Source organism: Vibrio sp. V33_P6A3T137 (genome assembly GCF_009904835.1).
In the GTDB taxonomy this organism is placed as follows: Bacteria; Pseudomonadota; Gammaproteobacteria; order Enterobacterales; family Vibrionaceae; genus Vibrio; species Vibrio metschnikovii.
In genome coordinates this window covers 1-16,877 of the sequence record NZ_WXWK01000057.1, presented here as the reverse complement: position 1 = coordinate 16,877, position 16,877 = coordinate 1, and the positions used below count along the sequence as shown (strand labels likewise).

Sequence of the window (16,877 nt, the reverse complement as noted above, 5' to 3'; positions counted from 1 at the left end):
TAAACAGCAGTGCCTACGGCGGTGACCCTTTTAATATCCTTTGTGTATTTACTGAGTATCTAAAGGATATCTAAAGTGCCACCGAGAACACCAAAACCATGTAAGCATCCACACTGCGCTGGTTTAACTACTGATAAGAGTGGTTATTGCGATAAGCACCGACACACAGGATGGGAGACGCATCAAGCTGGTCGCAGCCGTCATCAGCGTGGTTATGGCAGCGATTGGGATAAACGCAGGCTTATTGTGCTGAGGCGGGATAAGTATCTTTGCCAAGAGTGTCGCCGCAATAAACGAGCGACCCCCGCCAATGAAGTCGATCACATCATACCCAAAGAGCACGGCGGAACGGACGAGCTAAATAACTTAGAGGCTAAATGTACACCATGTCACAGGACAAAAACGGCCAAAGAAAAGAAAAAAGGCCCGCAAAAAACAAGCAAGTGATCGTTTTGCCTATAAAAGTGGCGTTCTGGGTGCCTATTTATCTAAAAACCATGGCTCTATTTTGTTGGACTTTTGGCACCCAGCCAGACGCTCAGAAAGTAAAGGAGACGCTCAAAAAAGGCGTGCTCATAGGTAGGTGTCAAAGTCATAAGCGAAAAGGCGTTAAGCGTGTTTTAGGTCGCTTGCTTTTCCCGTTCTCACGCATAGGGGGGCGGGGTTAATCTCTGTGACCTCTTCGATGAGGACCGCAGCCCCAGGGCAATTTTTATGTGCAATAAATAAGGATCTTTTTTTTCACGGCTAGATCCTTGTTGTGACACGTCACCAAAGATGAGGTTTATCATGACGAGAGCAGCTGGCGGAGGCCGGAAAAGCGGCAAGTCGACACTGCCATCGGCACCCGCTCACGAAGCGATGACCAAAGCGCCGCCGCCGGATGAATTGCGAGACGATAACGCCGTGGCTATTTGGAAAACTCAAACCAAAGTATTGATTGAGCGCCGCATTCTTACTGTCGATCACTTGCCCCTGTTAATGGCGTACTGCAACAGCTTCTCCTTATACCTGGAAGCGGAAGCCGCCATTACTGAGGGTGGAATGACAGTTTACAGCGCAAAGGGCGGCCCGAAAAAAAATCCTGTCGTCAACGTTCGTCAAGATGCGCTGTCTGCATTAGTCCGCATCGGTAGCTTGCTTGGTTTAGATCCTCTGTCTTTTCGTCGTATGACTGGGGGCGGCGGTGGCGGCAACGAGGAAGGCGACAACGAATTCGCTGAATTCTTACCATCGAGATGATTTATGGCCAAGTATCCGAACGTAAGTGCCGCAGCGAAATACGCGCGGGACATTGTGAGCGGTCGGATCATTGCTTGTAAATATGTGATTCAAGCTTGTCAGCGTCACTTAGACGATCTCGAAAAGAGCAAGGACAAAGCGTATCCGTACCGCTTCAACAAAGATAAGGCTGAAAAAGTCTGCAAGTTCCTGCAGCTGCTACCGCACACAAAAGGCGAGTGGGCACGAAAGCCACTGGCAGAACGCCGGATCTGCTTAGAGGGTTGGCAGTTGTTTATCCATGCCGCTGCGTATGGATGGGAACGAAAGAGCGACAAAACCCGCCGATTTCGTACTGTTTATGTCGAAGTGCCGCGAAAAAACGGAAAAAGTATTATTGCTGCAGGCAATGGCCTGTGGAATTTTGGCCCCGATGGTGAATACGGTGCCGAAGTGTATTGCGGCGCCACAACCGAAAAGCAAGCGTGGGAGGTGTTCAAACCTGCGCGCTTAATGGTGAAAGCCTTGTCAAACTTTCGCCGCACGTTTCTGGTTGATGTCATGGCCAAGAAGTTGGAACGTCCAGACGGCAGTGTGTTTGAACCAGTGATCGGTGACCCTGGTGATGGTTCCAGCCCCCATTGCGCAATCGTGGATGAATACCACGAGCATGATGGACCAGAGCTATTTGACACGATGGCAACAGGGATGGGCGCGCGCGAGCAGCCGATAATTTTTGTTATCACCACGGCTGGTTCCAACATTGCTGGGCCGTGTAAAGACTTGCACGACGATGTAGTGAAAGTGCTTGAAGGCAGCGTGGAAGATGACGAGCTTTTCGGGATTATCTACACGATCGACGAGGGAGACGACTGGACCGACCCAAGCGTGCTGGCTAAAGCAAACCCAAATATTGGTGTATCGGTGAAAGCCGATTACTTGGCAAGCCAACAGCGCAGGGCTATACGCAACCCGCGCTATGCCAACATATTCAAAACCAAACACCTGAATGTCTGGGTTAACAGTTCGTCCGCGTTCTTCAACCTAGAGCACTGGAAGCGCGCTGAAAACCGTGCCTTGTGCATGAGCGACTTTTCTGATGTTCCAGCTTGGTTTTCACTCGATCTTGCAAGCAAGTTGGACGTCTGTTCTTTCGTTCAGCTTTTTGCAAGATGGGAAGACGACGGCTTACTGCATTACTACTGTTTTAGCCGCCATTATCTGCCGGAAGAAACCATTTTCGATTCAGACCAGAAAAACGCAAAGCTTTATCAGCGATGGGTGAATACTGAGTGGAGGAACAGCGATGGAAGCGCCCTAAAACAAACAGATGGCGCTGAAGTTGATTTCGGTGAGGTGGGCGACGAAGTGCTAATGCTTGCATCGCAATACATGGTTAGAGAGGTTCCTCACGACCCTTGGAATAGCGCCCAGCTTGCCCAGCAATTGAATGACGAGGGGTTGATGGCGGTAAAAATACCGCAAACCACCGCTCATTTATCACCTGGGATGAAAGAACTAGAAGCAGCACTCAAATCAGGAAGACTTCATCACGATGGCAATCCTGTCTTGACCTGGATGATATCCAACGTCGTGTCCAAGGAAGACGCAAACGAAAATGTGTTTCCGAGAAAAGACAAGAAAGATCAGAAAATAGATGGCGCTGTCGCGCTAATCATGGCGGTTTATCGTGCAATGCTCGACGAGGGCGAAGAGCGATCCTGCTACGAAGATGAATCTTATGGAGTTTAAAAATGAATTGGCTTATCGACATCGTCGGCATTGTTGGGGTAGGGCTATTAACTTTCGGTTTTTGGCTAGCTTGGCCACCTGCTGGATTCATTGCCTGCGGCTTCCTGATGCTTATTTATGCATTAAAAGCTGAAGTTAAACCAAGCAAAAGCAAAGGCAACGAGGAGGAGTGATGGCTATTTTTTCGGCCTTAAAAGGAGTCGTGGATAAAAGTAGTGAAGATATACTTAGCCTCTTTGGAGGAGGCAGCTCAACATCAACAGGCATCAGAGTGACGCCTGACACAGCACTGACATGCAGCGCTGTTTTGTCTTGCATCAGAGTTATTACCGAGGATTTGGCGAAAATGCCGCTTATCCTTTACAAGCGAAAGGGTGATTCAAGGGAGCGAGCTAGTGACCATCCGCTTTATAAGCTGATGAAAAGCAGGCCAAACAGGTATCAAACCGCTTTTGAATTTAAAGAGCTAATGCAGCTTCATGCCCTTTTACGTGGCAACTCCTATGCAGTGATTGTTCGCGATGCAAAACAGACTCCGGTCGAGCTTATCCCGCAAAACCCCGACACAACTCAAGTGCTAGAGTCTGATGATGGCCAGCTTTTTTACGATTTCGGCGAAAAAATCGGAATCGCTCCGGCCGAGGATGTCTTTCACCTTCGAGGGATAAGCAAGGACGGAAAGATAGGGCTCTCTCTCGTCAAACTAATGGCTGAAAGTATCGGCTTAAGCATTGCTACTGAAAAGCACGGAGCTGCTTTCTTTGGCAATGGCGCAAGAGCAGGCGTAGTGCTTCGGCATCCAGGAAAGCTCAGTAAGATTGCCAAGGATGCAATCCGTGATGACTGGGAAGAAAGGCATCGAGGAGTCGATCAATCTAACCGAGTTGCAGTTCTGGCTGAGAATATGGAAGTGCATGAAATGACATTGAGTCACGAAGATGCCCAGTTCTTAGAAACTCGAACATTCCAGAGATATGAAGTGGCTGGATTTATGAGAGTCGCCCCACATCTCATTGCGGTCATGGACAAAGCAACATTCTCAAACATTGAACACCAAGGTCAATCCCACGCCAGTAACGCGCTCCACCCCTGGTGTGTTCGGTGGGAAGAAAAGCTAAATGTTTCACTGCTCTTTGAAGATGAGCAAGACGACTATTTTTTCGAATTTCTTATGGATTCAATTGTTAGAGCTGACTTTAAAACCAGAATGGAGGGCTACTCAGCAGCAATTTCGGCTCGAATCATGAGTCCGAATGAAGCGCGTCGAAAAGAAAACATGCCACCTTACGATGGCGGGGATGAATACGCAAACCCCAACATTACTGTTAAAAAGGACCAGCAATGAAAACCTCTTTACTTGCGAATCATCTTTTCAATGAGCCGGTGATGCTTAGTGAGTCAAAGTTCGACACTTTAATAAACCTATGTTTATTAAGATCGGGTATCGATGTCGATATGAGCTCAGCGGTGCACAAAGGTGAAGCGTCATCGCTACAGCCAAGCAAAAGCATCGCTATCATACCGATAACAGGCACGCTTATGCATCGACCATCTGGACTGCAAGCAATGTCCGGCTTATGCAGCTACGCACAGATAGATCAACAAATTGATGCCGCGTTAAACAATGACTCGGTAAAAGAAATCGTTTTAGATATAAATAGTCACGGCGGGATGGTTGCTGGCGCATTTGATCAAGCCGAGCGAATACATCAAGCATCAAAACAAAAGACAGTCACCGCGATTGTTAATGAAGCCGCTTATTCAGCGGCTTTTTTAATGGCTGCCTCAGCAAGTCGAATTATTTTGCCGAGAACAGCAGGTGTTGGTTCTATCGGCGTAATTGCTCACCACGTCGATAGAAGTGAAGCCAACGAAAAAGCAGGCGTTCGAATCACCGCGATCTATGCGGGCGAGCGAAAAGCCGATCTTAGCCCAGACGCGCCATTGAGCGATCAGGCTCTGAAAGTTTTGCAGCAGAGCGTCGACGAAAAATATGAAATGTTTGTTGATGCCGTTGCGCGTTATCGAGGATTAACCACTCAAGCGATCCGCGACACAAAAGCTGGTTTGTTTAGTGGCGACTCAGCGCTTCGTTCCGGACTCGCTGATGAAGTCTTGGATGCGAAAACGGCTTTATCAAGAATTATTTCAACCCGCCCCACAACCCGAAATATTGGCCGTCGTGCCAAAGCAATTGCACTCAATCACTAGGAGAAAAAAGCTATGACATTAGCTGAGCTACGCCGTAAGCGCGCCGAAAAACTTCAGCGCATTCAATCCATCGCTCAAGCAGAGGCAGGGCTATCGGCCGGAGAGTCGCTGAGCGAAGAGATGCTAACCGAATTCGATCAGCTTGAAGCTGAAGTAACCGACCTTGACGCAAAAATTTTACGACAAGAAAAAGCAAATCAAGCAGCCGCAGTCCTTGCAACCCCTGTTGCTCCCGGAATTAAAATTAAATCGCGAATCCAGAAGCCACGCGAAGAAAAGCCGGGTGATGGGTTTGCTCGATATGTTATGTGTGTTGCAGCTTCAAACGGGGACATCACCCGCGCCGCTGAGTTTGCAGAAGAGCGATTTGGTGATCTGGATATGGCCGCAGCCATCGACACTCAGACCCCTGACAGTGCCGGCGTATTAGTGCACGAAGACTACTCAAATGAAATGATAGAACTTCTCACGCCGCGAACGGTCATTCGCCGAATGGGGGCGCGCTCTCTTCCTATGCCAAATGGAAACTTGACGATGGGCCGCAAAACAGGGCGAGGTCAAGCTACCTACGGGCCTGAAGGATCGGATATTAAAGCCACCAAGCCCACATTTGGTCAGATGAAATTTAGCGCCAAAAAGCTAACAGCGCTAACGCCAGTTTCGAATGACTTAATTCGACAAGCGAGCTATCAAGCAACCGCGCTAGTGAGAGACGATCTTGTTGACGCAGTCGCGCTTGCAGAAGATTCTGCATTTCTTCGCTCGACCGGAGATGGCGACTCGCCGAAAGGTCTTCGCCACCAAACTCACGAAAGCAACATTATTCGGGCTTCAGCCGCTGATGTTAACAAAGCGAAACCTGACCTACATGCTGTTGATTCGTTCTTAAACAGCCTTATCAACAAGCAACGCAAGTCAGACGCTCCAATGCTTCGCTGTGGTTGGATTTTATCTCCGTCAGTGTTCACTTTTCTAGACTCGCTACGAGATGGAAACGGAAACAAAGTTTATCCAGAGATTGCGCAAGGAAAGCTAAAGAATTTCCCAGTGGAATTTACTAACCAGCTACCTGAAAACCTTGGCGATAGTGGCAATGAGTCTGAGATTTATTTTGTCGACATGAGCCAGGTTTTGATTGCTGACACCATGATGTATCGAATTGCCATTTCTACCGATGCTACATACAAAGACGGTGACGAACTTGTTAGCGCATTCAGTCGAGATCAAACAGTGATGCGAATCATTGCTGAGCATGACTTCGGTCTCCGCCATGATAAGGCCTGCTCTATTGCAACCGGCATTAAATGGGGCATCGAGTAACCTCCGTTTTTCTGTCTTTCAAATAGCGCAGGAAGCCCTGCGCTCCATTTAAGGAGTGATGATATGTCACAGCAAAAAGTAGTCTCATTCATTAAGCCATGGTCACATTATTATCCCGGAGATAATGCCGGATTCGATCAGAGCACTGCAGATGAGCTAATTAAAAAAGGCATCGCAAAACCCATCGCCAACAAGACCATCGAGAAAAAAGATAGCAAAACAGAAACCAGCAAGGAGTAAGCATGTTAAGCCTTCCCGAAATTGCGGGACAGCTAAGGCTTGAAGAAGATGATATTGACGAAAAGCTCAAAGTTCATCTAACCAGCCTTTGTGCCGCAGCTACAGAAACAGTATCTGCAGAGCTATGCCGGAAGCTGTATGCGTCAAAGGAAGATATGGACGCCGATGAAAGCGCTCCCCGATTTTCAATGGTTGTCAATGAGCCTATTAAGTTAGCAATCAAGCTGTTAATCGGGCACTTCTACGCAAATCGGGAAGCCACAACAGAAGACAACTTGAAAGTGATTCCACTCGGAGTTCAGTATCTGCTCGATCCGTTTCGAATGGTGGAAATATGATGCAAGCCGGCAAACTCAACCAACGCATCACCCTGTATCGCGCGACCAAAGGCAAAAGCCGAAGCGGAGCGCCCACGGTTGAACTCGTTAAGTCAGCCTCGCCCTGGGCAGAGCTCATCGCAAACGCCAGCGGCCAAAACGCTGGCAACGACCGAGAGCGCCCCGAGAACACTTATCAATGGCGGTTGCGCTGGCGTGAAAACATCGAGCCCGATCACTGGCTTCACTGGCGCGGACGCTGGATGAAAATTACTGGTGTCAACGATTCCGATCCGCGCCGCCAAGAGCTTATTCTTGACGCGGTTGCCAATCCAAAATCAACGCCGCCACCGATAAAGGGGGAGGAATAACGATGATAGAGAGTTGGGATGTATCGGGTTTACAAGAGCTTGAAAAAGCCCTCAACGACATTGGCGAAAAGGCCGGATTGCGCACCTTACGCAAAGCCAGTCGTGAAGCCATGGGCGGGGTGCAGTTTGCTATGGCCATGGGCGCTGGTTACGATAATGAATCGATAGATGGTGAGCACATGCGCGACAGCATCAAGATCACCACCAAAAAACTAGACAGTAAGCATGGCGGCAAAAATAACGCTCTGACGACTCGTGTTGGTCCATCGAAAAAGCACAGCCAAAAGGCTATCGCTCAAGAGTATGGTACCCAAAAGCAAGTAGCCGAACCGTTTATCCGTCCCGCATTGTTTGAAAACCGTCACCGCGTGGTCAGTACGTTCCGCACCGTGCTGGCTATCGAAATTCAAAAAGCCATTAAGAAACAAGCAAAATGAATCTAGAGCAAGCCTTAAATGCCTGGTTAAGTGAATTAACTGGGCTGGAATGCTACTGGCTGAAAAGGCCAGATGATGCAGATAACGCCATCGTCTATCGATGCATTTCTCCTGGCATCGTTGAAGCCAATCTCGCCCGCACGGGGATTCGTGAAGATAGCTACAGCATCACGATTTATCACCGCGACGCGGAAAAAGGAAAAGCACTCGCTGATGCTGTTTTTAAGCGTCTAGACAGCTTCAATGGCGCGATTAACCCCTTGACCGAAAATGAATACCACATCCAGCTCATTACTTTTAGCGGCGGCTTTGATCAGTGGCTAAGCGGTGATGAGTACCAATTTAACCGAGACTTTGTCTTTTACCATTGAGGAATCGACATGACCCCTAAAGACCCCGTTAAGTACGCCAAGCTGCCATCCGGAACCAAGGTTTATTGCGCCGAAATTGACACCCCTGAATCACGAAAGCTGCTTAAAGACATGAACGCGATTGGTACAACAGGAAAGAAATCCGGCTTTGTTGAAGTTGATCGCCTTATTGATGTCGAGCCAAAGTTTATAGCGGACACTCCCGAAGCGCCCGATAAAGAGTGGGTTCTGATTGACGATCCAACCGATGAAAACACAGCTTGGTTGCTTGAAAAAGCCGATCGAAACGAAGCGGTAATTATTTATGTTGAATTTCCAAATCGTCGCTGGGCTGAAATGGTCATCGCTCTTGGCGGGTGGGAGCTCAAAGAGCTCGAAAAAGGCAAGCCGATGATGCTATCAGTTGCCGGTAAACAGAACAGCATTAAGCGCGGAATCATTGCAGAAAGCGGAGAATAACAACCGATGTCAATCAAGAACAAATTACTTACCCCAGCGCCAAAGCCGCCTGTTAAGCTTCAACTGTTGCGCGAAACATTTCTTGCTCGCCGCCTTAGCGCTCAATTACTTGCCCATTACAATCAAGCGTTTGTTAAAGCACAAACGTCAGACAATGGCGACGCAGCTGTGCAAGCGTCAGCATCATTGGTGCTTGATTCGATCATCGATGAAGATGGCCGTCCACTTAGTGAATCGGTCACGCCGGATGAAATTATCAAGATTTACGATCACGAAGATCTGAAAGACGCGGTCGACAAACTCATGAGTTTCAACTTTATGGGTGCGACATCGGAAGCTGACGCAAAAAAAGACTAAAAGATGATCCCCTCCTGTTCTTTTGCTTTGAGCTCGCTGAGCACATCGGTGGCGTCATTGACCCCTTTGTTATCTACAAAACGTTAGATAGCGAAACCTTGGCGCTCTGGCGCGCTTACTTGCAAATCAAATACGGACAAGACGATGACAGCTCATTGCTTGAGCTGTCAGATCTTGAAGAACAAATAGCCGAGTGCGAAAGGATGATGATGTAATGTCTGATATAGCAAAACTCACCGTTGCGCTTTACGCAAACTCCGCACAATTTGTCAGCGAGCTAGAAAAGTCGAAAAAGAAATCAAAAGACTGGTCTAGTCATGTTAGCAACTCTTTTGCCATCGCTGCCAAAGCTTCCGCCGGAGCAGCAACGGCAAACGTGGCGGCATTAGGGCTCATCTATAAACAACAATCATCACTTATCGATCAAACCGCTAAATTTGCTGACCGCATCGGTATTAGTACGGAAGCGCTCACCCAGTATCGTTATGCCAGCGAACTGACGGGAGTAGGTCAGCAGAAATTTGATACCGCCATGCAGCGTATGACGCGCCGCATGTCGGAGGCTGCTCAAGGAACCGGAGCAGCAGCGGCAGCAATCAAAGAGCTGAATCTTAATGCAGCAGAGCTCAATCAGTTGACACCCGATGAACAGCTGAAACGGATTGCTGATGCAATGCAGAACGTTGAGAATCAGTCTGATCGTTTGCGATTGTCCGTTAATCTTTTTGATACCGAAGGTGCAGCCATGGTCAACATGTTGGCCAACGGCTCTCAAGGCTTAAACGAGATGGCCGCAGAAGCGGATCAATTAGGCTTAACGCTGTCTCGCATTGACGCTGCAAAAATCGAGATGGCCAACGACTCGTTATTTAGAGTTAACTCTCTTACTAAAGCGCTAAAGCAAAATATTGCGATTGAGCTAGCGCCAGTAATGGCGGGGCTTGCTGATGAGTTTTTGGCAATGTCTACTCGATACGGCGGCATGAACCAGATGATCACCGATGGCCTTGGCATCATGGTCACAGGCGTTGGCTATCTTGCCGACGGCTGGCGCGGCGTAGAGCTTATTGTTAAGTCGCTCGAAGTTGCGGTTACTGGTTTTAAAATTGGCGCAATGATCAGCCTGCAAGCGGTCACTGATGGCGTTATCTCTCTTGGCGAGATGATCGTCAAAGCTGTGATTTGGCCGCTGCAAGAGTCGCTTAACATAGCATCGAGATTTAGCGATACAGCGGCAGAGATGGCAGCCAGTTTGTATCAAATGACCAGCTTTCAAGCGCCCGAACTTTTCGACGTTGCCAGCGCAAACCAAGCCAAGTTAGATTTAAATCAGGCAATTTGGGAGCTGCAAACCCTTGCAAGCCAGCCTTTGCCTTCCGAGGGTATCGAGTCCTGGTATCAAAACACTAAACTCAAGTTTGATCAGCTTGCGAAAGACTACGCTGCGAGTGTTAACAAAAATTCAGGCATGCAGCTACCAAGCATTGACGGAGAAGAGAAAGAAGATCGAGCGGTCCTCGCTTTTAAAAAAGCCAACGAGCAATTTGCACAGGACTGGCAACGCCGCATCGCAATTAATGCTGCTGGACAGCAAGCTGACGCTTTGCGCGAAGAGTTTGCTTATGAAGACAGAATGGCCAAGCTCGCTGATCACTTTGCTGACGCTTACGCTGCGGCGAAAAACAATCACGCGCTGCAACAAGAGCTTGAAGAGCAATACTTCATGGGCCGCGAAGTGCTCTGGCAAGATCATCAAGATCGACTAAGCGAAATCGAAAAAGAATCAGCGAAAAAGCGCGCAGAGCATCAACAGCGCGTTGGCATGGAGCTACTGGGTTTTACTCAGCAGCAAATGTCGCTCACAACCGACATGCTTAAAAACGGTGGCCAAGAGTCAAGCAAGCTCTATAAAACCCTGTTTTTCGCTCAAAAAGCGGCGGCCATCCCGTCAATGATTGTTGCGACTAATGAAGCTTACACCAAAGCGCTTGCCGCTTTCCCTCTTGCTCCTTACTACGCCGAATCTGTGCGCGCCATGGGTTACGCCAGTGTTGGCATTGCAGCAGGAACTGCGCTTGCTGGGATGTCTCACGACGGTTCAAGTGGCTTTGCCAATGGTCGAATCCCCAAAGAAGGAACGTGGTTGCTTGATCAGGGCCAGCGCGTACAAACCAGACCGGAAGCTGATCGAACGGATGCGCTTCACGCCGCCGTCATTCAGTTGGCGCAAAAAATCCAAGGTTCAGGAAGTTCGGCGTCTAATTCTGGCGACATCCATCAACACTTTCAATTCAGCGCGTTGGATGCGCGGGGCATGGATGATCTGATCCTCAACCACCGCTCAACCATCTATAACGCCGTGAAAATGGTGAAAAACGACATGGGAGAAAAATTCTGATGGGCTGGACTGATTACTGCAAAGAAGCCACGCTCGCGACGCACTATCCAACTCACAGCAATCAGTCCCCAAACCTGCATGTCAACATCGTTGATATGCAGAGCCATCGGTTTGAGCTGACTTATCGCTCAGTGAAGCTTGACCGCAACACAGAGCTAAACGATTTTTGGATGTTGGTTGAAGAGTTGCGCGGCGGCGCGGTACCGTTTAAGTGGAAGCCACCGATTATCAGCGACATCGCTGGCGTTGGCGGCGTTGCCAACTGCACAGAAACGGCTGCTGGAAGCTATGAAGTGGTTATCTACAGCGCGCCGGCTAATGCGTTTTTTTTGCAGCGGGGCGATCTTATTACGTTTGCGAATCACACAAAAGTGTATCGCGTGATGAACAACGTCAACACCAACAACGCAGGCATGGCTACCGTTAAACTTAATTGCCCATTGAAAAGGGCGGTTAATAACACAGTGCTGAATGCCAACGGCGCTGAATTCGCGCTGATTTTAAAGCCAGGCTCGCGGCCTCAAGAGTTCGGCTTAAAAGCCGGCACTCGCTTTGTTGAATCTGTTGAACTGTCATTTATCGAGCTGCTATGAAAACTTATCCCAAAGCCGTGCTGGATATGCTCGAATCAGGCATTATCCGACGTGCTCACTTGCTCAGTTTTGAGCTAGATACCCCGTTTTACTTCACTGATGTTGGCTTTGATATCGAGCATCAGGGAAAAAACTATCGCTCATCGGGCGAGTTCATCGGATTAGATTCATTAAGCCGGCACGCAGAAATGCGCGTCGGCGAGGTGACGTTCTCGTTTGCTATGTCCAACGCCGCGATCACGGCAACCATCCTTGGTACTGACGTGTATAAACGACGCGTGAGCATTCATCGCGCTTACTTGTCGGAAAGCAACGACATACTGCATTTAGAGTCAGTGTGGCGCGGCTCAGTCACGGGCCGCTCAGATAACGACAAAGATGCCACAATCCAGCTCAAAGCCGCTTCGCGATGGGCTGAATTTGAGCGCGTCAACGCGTGGCGCACAACGCCAAAATCCCATCATCGTCGCTATCCAGATGACGATGCATTCAAACACGCGGCCAAGGCCGCAGAGACCATTTATTGGGCTGGTAAAGCCGGAGCCGGTTAATTATGTTTCAGATCGTACTCGCAGTTGTCGCGATAGCCGCCAGTGCTTATTCGTATCGCATGGCCAAAAAAGCGGCCAAGCAGCAAAACCAAGGCCGCGCTGGCATCGGCGTTAATCGTTTTGGTACCGATGAGCCACTTGATATCATTTACGGCACGCGCCGCGTCCCGCCGTGCATCGTTTATCAAGGCGTTAAAGATGTCGTTGAAAAAGATATCCCCAACGAAACGTTTTACGCAATTTTAGTATGGGGCGTTGGTCCTGTCGATTCGATAAGCAATCTGCATTTTGACGATCTGCCCTACACGCAGTTCGGTTCATTCGGCGGCAGCGGCAATGGCCAGCGCATCGAGCACTGCCTTGGTCATAAAGACCAAACCATGCCAGCGTGGTTTCATGCTGAAGCGCCAGATGACATGAAAGACATGCGCTTTTGTGGCGTTGCCGTGACTTACGTCAAGCTCGTCATGGATAAAGAATTCAAACGCTATCCGCAAGGCCGCCCTGAGTTTAAATCAACAATCACTGCGCGCAGCGCTAACCCCATCGAAGCGCTCAAGGATTATTTCTGTAACGCGGATTACGGGTGCAGCTTTAGCGAGCAAGATTGGGACGATGACTTTAACGCGACGATGCGCAATCTTTGCAACACCGTCGTTGATGAGCAGCGCTTGTTTGAATGCAACATCGTGCTAAGCACAGATGCACCGCTCATGGACAACGTCCGCGATCTATTGCAAACCTGCCGTGGTTACTTAATCGAAGGTCAAAACGGCCTGCGCGTTGAAATCGACAGACAAAAAGACGCGGTGATGCACATTGCAGAGAGCATGCTAACATCTGGCATGAGCACTAGCTCAGTTAATATCAATGAGCGTTACAACTCAGTCACAATCCGCTATCCCGATAAAGAAAATAACTATCAAATCAACGAGATCACCTTCCCTGCCCAGGGAAGCGAATTACATGACAAGTGGCTAGCAGAAGACAACTACGTCCCACTGACCAAAGAGGAAACGGTCGAAGGCATCGATAACTACAAATCAGCGCATCAATACGCTGAGGTGTTGGCCCGTCAAAGCCGAAACGGCATGACGCTCAATGTGTCGGTTAACTTTTTTGTCGGCGAACAACTTGAAGAGATGGACGTTGTCACGTTCGAGTCAAAGCTTCGTGGCTGGGAAGCAAAGCCTTTCTCTGTGCGCGAAATTGAGTACACAGAGCGCGACGTTAAACTCAAGCTAGTTGAATATCAAGACAGCAACTATCTGTGGCACCCTAAGCCGCCGAAGCCAGATTACCCAAACACTCAACTTCCGAACCCAAACCAAGTGGCCGCTCCTAGCGGCCTTTCTTTTGCGCGCTCGGAAAGCACGCAAAGCGTCGGTCGCCTGAGCTGGTCTTCGCCAGCGGGATTCATTGAGTCCTACGATGTACGCATCACCGGAAATGATGAAGTGATTTGGCAGCAAAACACCAAATTGAACTTCATTGATGTACCAGTTCTGCTTAGCGGTCGCTACACGTTTGCGGTCCGCGCGATTGGGGCCGTGGCCGCATCCGGCTGGTCTGTGCTTGACGCTGACATTACTGCGCCGAGCGCGGAATTCACTGTCGAAGTGGACGCGGGTAACACTTACGTCATTTTGCGGCCACGGTCGCAAAGCCTCGCGTGGGGAACAGAGTACGAGTTCTGGTTTGATGGCGAACTGCGCGGCCGTGGCGTTGCATGGCAGCTCGAAGGGCTTTCACCAGACACTGAGTACCAGTTCCAAGTTCGCGCTGTCAATGCTGTTGGCCAAAGTCGCTTTCAAACCGTCACAGCTACTACGACCAATGACGCGTCGGTGATTTTGGATATTCTCGACGGCAAGATCACTCGCGACATCTTAGATGAGCATTTAAACAACCACTTTGATTCGCTTGATGAATCCATCGAATCGATCGATGAGAAGCTGGATCTTTCAGTATCAGCGCTGAGCGAAGAAGTTGATGCAGTATCAAAAGCGGCGCAGCAAGAGTCACAAGCGATACGCGATGCAGTATCAGAGCTGAGCGATGAAGTTGATGCGGTATCGAAAGCGGCGCAGCAAGAGTCACAAGCGATACGCGACTCGGTATCAGCGCTGAGCGATGACGTTGATGCAGTATCAAAAGGGGCGCAGCAAGAGTCGCAAGCGATACGCGACTCGGTATCAGAACTAAGTGATGAAGTTGATGCAGTATCGAAAGCGGCGCAGCAAGAGTCGCAAGCGATACGTGACTCGGTATCAGAGCTGAGCGATGAAGTTGATCAGCGATTCAATGACAGCGCGATCACTATCGACGATGTGCGTGATGAGCTAAAAAGCACAGCAGAAAGCGTGAATATTCAGCTCAGCTCGCTATCAAGAACAGCTCAGGATCTATCGAAGAGCTCGTTTTCGATGGCATCGTCGATGCAAGCGTTTATGCAAGAGCATGAACGCCGATTGCTAGAAGGTGAAACGCTGGTTGATGCTGTCGTTTATCGCAATCCCGAAACTGGCATCATTGTTAATCGCGCTTTTGCGTACACAGAAGCCAAATACAGCGAAGCTCAACTTGCGATCGACGGCGTTGCGGCCACGGTCGCAATCACAGCTCAGCAGATAGAGCGCTTAGAAACTGAAACCGGAAAGCAACTGATTGAAGCTAAGGCGGCGATTGAGCTTAACGCGAGTAAAATCTCGCAAAAAGCTTCTTACTCAGAAGTGAGCGAAATCGTTTCGGGCGCATTAGATGCGATTACACCGGCTTACAGCTGGCAGTTCAATTCGGGCGCAGAAGGTTGGACCGGAGCAACATTTGTCGAAGCATCGTCAACGATCATCGGCAACCAGTTTGAGCGCAGTAACATTGCGTTTAATGCGGACGAAAACCCAGTGCTACGCTTGCGCTTAAAAGCCAGTCAAAATGGCCGGCTTTCCTGGAATGGCGGCGCGCAAAATGTTGTCATCAAACATCCTGGCGATACTGATAATTTTGAGCTCGTGCTCGTCAAGCTGTCAGTAAGCGACGGCTGGACGGGAGAAGTCACCTCTCTGCGTATTGATATGGACGCTGAGATTGACAGTATCGAAATCGGCAAACCATCCGCCGCTGAGCTACAGCTGCAAGACGTCTCTTATCGTCTAGCGATGGCAGAGCAGGAGCTTGATGCCGCAAATGCGCGCTGGTCAGTCTATGTCACGCAGGACTACTGGAACGAAAATTCGCTCAAACTGACTGACGTTCGCCAAGAAATCGATGGCTTTGATGCAACATACAAGATCAGCGCAACGCTCAAGCAACTTGATGATAGCGAAACGGTCGAAAAAGCCAACGCAGCTCAGCAATGGATTGATGCTAGCGAATCAACGATCACTAGCTTAGTCATTGCTTATAACGCAGCTCCAGGAAGTACCAACGACCAGCTTAGCGAGCAAGCGAGCCAGCTCAACGCTGCCGAGCAAAAAATTAATGCTTTGGCAGGGGAGATCTCGCAAACCGTTTTTAGTGTGACCGAGCTTGAAAACAAAGGCGATAAAGCCAAAGGCTATGATCAGCTCATGGCCAGCTTTCAAGACTACATTCGCACCGGTGAGTACGAGACAGAGAAAATCTCGCTCTCTTACGCTCAGCAAAAAATCAATGCGCACAGTGACGAGTTAAGCAGTCATGCTCGCTCGCTTTTGCAGCTTTTTGCAGCAAAAGATGAACATCAAGCATCGCTGATACGTTTAGATAAAGTCAGCTCAGACAATGCTAAAGCCATAGCTGAGTCGAGCACTGAGCTAAAAGCATCGATAGCCGAAGAGCAAAAAGCGCGGATAGCGTCACTTGAGCAAGTGGTGACCGATGCAGAGCAGTCGCTAGCGCAAGCGAAGCAGCTGCTTGAGTCGCAGATGAGTGAGCAAAATCAATCACTCATCAGTCGCATTGATGAAGTAAAAAGCACAGCTGAGTCAGAGCTTGCAGAGTCGACCGCGCTGCTTGAAGCATCGATAGCAGAAGAGCAAAAAGCGCGTATAGCGTCACTTGAGCAAGTAGTGACAGATGCAGAGCAGTCGCTAGCGCAAGCAAAGCAGCTGCTTGAGTCGCAGATGAGTGAGCAAAATCAATCACTCATCAGTCGCATTGATGAAGTAAAAAGCACAGCTGAGTCAGAGCTTGCAGAGTCGACCGCGCTGCTTGAAGCATCGATAGCAGAAGAGCAAAAAGCGCGGATAGCGTCACTTGAGCAAGTTGTGACAGATGCAGAGCAGTCGCTAGCGCAAGC

At 49.2% G+C, this 16,877-nt stretch carries 19 protein-coding genes; all 19 read left to right on the top strand.

Features of this window, described 5'->3' with window-relative positions:
• The first annotated feature begins 75 nt into the window (after positions 1-75).
• Positions 76-447: an HNH endonuclease gene (locus CAG60_RS16820; protein ID WP_161425861.1), complete on the top strand. Its 372-nt coding sequence runs from the start codon at positions 76-78 to the stop codon at positions 445-447.
• The gene (locus CAG60_RS16585; protein WP_202598625.1) at positions 378-668 is read left to right on the top strand and encodes a hypothetical protein; all 291 of its coding nucleotides are present in this window, start codon (positions 378-380) and stop codon (positions 666-668) included. The genes CAG60_RS16820 and CAG60_RS16585 overlap by 70 nt, the downstream gene beginning before the upstream one ends.
• A 121-nt stretch (positions 669-789) precedes the next feature.
• Entirely contained in the window at positions 790-1,242 is a 453-nt protein-coding gene (locus CAG60_RS05475) for a phage terminase small subunit P27 family (RefSeq protein ID WP_202598524.1), read from the top strand.
• Between the two features lie 3 nt (positions 1,243-1,245).
• Positions 1,246-2,973 (top strand): terminase large subunit, encoded by a 1,728-nt coding sequence (locus tag CAG60_RS05470; RefSeq protein ID WP_161425859.1) that lies wholly within the window; start codon positions 1,246-1,248, stop codon positions 2,971-2,973.
• Between the two features lie 2 nt (positions 2,974-2,975).
• Complete coding sequence (locus tag CAG60_RS16500) at positions 2,976-3,146, top strand: hypothetical protein (RefSeq protein WP_202598523.1); 171 nt, start codon at positions 2,976-2,978, stop codon at positions 3,144-3,146.
• A complete protein-coding gene (locus tag CAG60_RS05465) occupies positions 3,146-4,318 on the top strand; it encodes a phage portal protein (RefSeq protein WP_161425858.1) in 1,173 nt (390 codons plus the stop codon). The genes CAG60_RS16500 and CAG60_RS05465 overlap by 1 nt, the downstream gene beginning before the upstream one ends.
• A gap of 194 nt (positions 4,319-4,512) precedes the next feature.
• A complete protein-coding gene (locus CAG60_RS05460) occupies positions 4,513-5,184 on the top strand; it encodes a S49 family peptidase (protein WP_161425857.1) in 672 nt (223 codons plus the stop codon).
• A gap of 12 nt (positions 5,185-5,196) precedes the next feature.
• Entirely contained in the window at positions 5,197-6,504 is a 1,308-nt protein-coding gene (locus CAG60_RS05455; RefSeq protein ID WP_161425856.1) for a phage major capsid protein, read from the top strand.
• Positions 6,505-6,567: 63 nt separating this feature from the next.
• Positions 6,568-6,744 carry a hypothetical protein gene (locus CAG60_RS05450; RefSeq protein WP_161425855.1) on the top strand — a complete coding sequence of 59 codons (177 nt, stop codon included), beginning with the start codon at positions 6,568-6,570 and terminating at the stop codon, positions 6,742-6,744.
• A gap of 2 nt (positions 6,745-6,746) precedes the next feature.
• Positions 6,747-7,082, top strand: a complete 336-nt coding sequence (locus tag CAG60_RS05445; protein WP_161425854.1) for a head-tail connector protein — start codon at positions 6,747-6,749, stop codon at positions 7,080-7,082.
• Complete coding sequence (locus tag CAG60_RS05440) at positions 7,079-7,432, top strand: phage head closure protein (RefSeq protein WP_161425853.1); 354 nt, start codon at positions 7,079-7,081, stop codon at positions 7,430-7,432. Before CAG60_RS05445 ends, CAG60_RS05440 begins: the two co-directional genes overlap by 4 nt.
• Before the next feature lie 2 nt (positions 7,433-7,434).
• Positions 7,435-7,869, top strand: coding sequence for an HK97-gp10 family putative phage morphogenesis protein (locus CAG60_RS05435; protein WP_202598522.1), 435 nt, complete (start codon positions 7,435-7,437; stop codon positions 7,867-7,869).
• Positions 7,866-8,240: a hypothetical protein gene (locus tag CAG60_RS05430; protein ID WP_161425852.1), complete on the top strand. Its 375-nt coding sequence runs from the start codon at positions 7,866-7,868 to the stop codon at positions 8,238-8,240. Before CAG60_RS05435 ends, CAG60_RS05430 begins: the two co-directional genes overlap by 4 nt.
• A 9-nt stretch (positions 8,241-8,249) precedes the next feature.
• Complete coding sequence (locus tag CAG60_RS05425; RefSeq protein ID WP_161425851.1) at positions 8,250-8,699, top strand: phage tail protein; 450 nt, start codon at positions 8,250-8,252, stop codon at positions 8,697-8,699.
• A 6-nt stretch (positions 8,700-8,705) separates the two neighbouring features.
• A complete protein-coding gene (locus CAG60_RS05420) occupies positions 8,706-9,056 on the top strand; it encodes a hypothetical protein (protein WP_161425850.1) in 351 nt (116 codons plus the stop codon).
• Between the two features lie 214 nt (positions 9,057-9,270).
• Positions 9,271-11,454, top strand: coding sequence for a hypothetical protein (locus CAG60_RS05415; protein WP_161425849.1), 2,184 nt, complete (start codon positions 9,271-9,273; stop codon positions 11,452-11,454).
• Entirely contained in the window at positions 11,454-12,047 is a 594-nt protein-coding gene (locus tag CAG60_RS05410) for a hypothetical protein (RefSeq protein ID WP_161425848.1), read from the top strand. Before CAG60_RS05415 ends, CAG60_RS05410 begins: the two co-directional genes overlap by 1 nt.
• The gene (locus tag CAG60_RS05405; protein WP_161425847.1) at positions 12,044-12,598 is read left to right on the top strand and encodes a DUF2163 domain-containing protein; all 555 of its coding nucleotides are present in this window, start codon (positions 12,044-12,046) and stop codon (positions 12,596-12,598) included. The genes CAG60_RS05410 and CAG60_RS05405 overlap by 4 nt, the downstream gene beginning before the upstream one ends.
• A 2-nt stretch (positions 12,599-12,600) precedes the next feature.
• Positions 12,601-16,877 (top strand): phage tail tip protein J-related protein (locus CAG60_RS05400; RefSeq protein WP_161438457.1); only part of this gene is annotated, 4,277 nt, incomplete at its 3' end.

What these genes read in the sequence shown, in the direction of transcription:
- CAG60_RS16585 (WP_202598625.1), top strand. Translation starts at nt 378, where the DNA reads ATGTACACCATGTCACAGGACAAAAACGGCCAAAGAAAAGAAAAAAGG.
- CAG60_RS05475 (WP_202598524.1), top strand. Translation starts at nt 790, where the DNA reads ATGACGAGAGCAGCTGGCGGAGGCCGGAAAAGCGGCAAGTCGACACTG.
- CAG60_RS05470 (WP_161425859.1), top strand. Translation starts at nt 1,246, where the DNA reads ATGGCCAAGTATCCGAACGTAAGTGCCGCAGCGAAATACGCGCGGGAC.
- CAG60_RS16500 (WP_202598523.1), top strand. Translation starts at nt 2,976, where the DNA reads ATGAATTGGCTTATCGACATCGTCGGCATTGTTGGGGTAGGGCTATTA.
- CAG60_RS05465 (WP_161425858.1), top strand. Translation starts at nt 3,146, where the DNA reads ATGGCTATTTTTTCGGCCTTAAAAGGAGTCGTGGATAAAAGTAGTGAA.
- CAG60_RS05460 (WP_161425857.1), top strand. Translation starts at nt 4,513, where the DNA reads ATGCATCGACCATCTGGACTGCAAGCAATGTCCGGCTTATGCAGCTAC.
- CAG60_RS05455 (WP_161425856.1), top strand. Translation starts at nt 5,197, where the DNA reads ATGACATTAGCTGAGCTACGCCGTAAGCGCGCCGAAAAACTTCAGCGC.
- CAG60_RS05450 (WP_161425855.1), top strand. Translation starts at nt 6,568, where the DNA reads ATGTCACAGCAAAAAGTAGTCTCATTCATTAAGCCATGGTCACATTAT.
- CAG60_RS05445 (WP_161425854.1), top strand. Translation starts at nt 6,747, where the DNA reads ATGTTAAGCCTTCCCGAAATTGCGGGACAGCTAAGGCTTGAAGAAGAT.
- CAG60_RS05440 (WP_161425853.1), top strand. Translation starts at nt 7,079, where the DNA reads ATGATGCAAGCCGGCAAACTCAACCAACGCATCACCCTGTATCGCGCG.
- CAG60_RS05435 (WP_202598522.1), top strand. Translation starts at nt 7,435, where the DNA reads ATGATAGAGAGTTGGGATGTATCGGGTTTACAAGAGCTTGAAAAAGCC.
- CAG60_RS05430 (WP_161425852.1), top strand. Translation starts at nt 7,866, where the DNA reads ATGAATCTAGAGCAAGCCTTAAATGCCTGGTTAAGTGAATTAACTGGG.
- CAG60_RS05425 (WP_161425851.1), top strand. Translation starts at nt 8,250, where the DNA reads ATGACCCCTAAAGACCCCGTTAAGTACGCCAAGCTGCCATCCGGAACC.
- CAG60_RS05420 (WP_161425850.1), top strand. Translation starts at nt 8,706, where the DNA reads ATGTCAATCAAGAACAAATTACTTACCCCAGCGCCAAAGCCGCCTGTT.
- CAG60_RS05415 (WP_161425849.1), top strand. Translation starts at nt 9,271, where the DNA reads ATGTCTGATATAGCAAAACTCACCGTTGCGCTTTACGCAAACTCCGCA.
- CAG60_RS05410 (WP_161425848.1), top strand. Translation starts at nt 11,454, where the DNA reads ATGGGCTGGACTGATTACTGCAAAGAAGCCACGCTCGCGACGCACTAT.
- CAG60_RS05405 (WP_161425847.1), top strand. Translation starts at nt 12,044, where the DNA reads ATGAAAACTTATCCCAAAGCCGTGCTGGATATGCTCGAATCAGGCATT.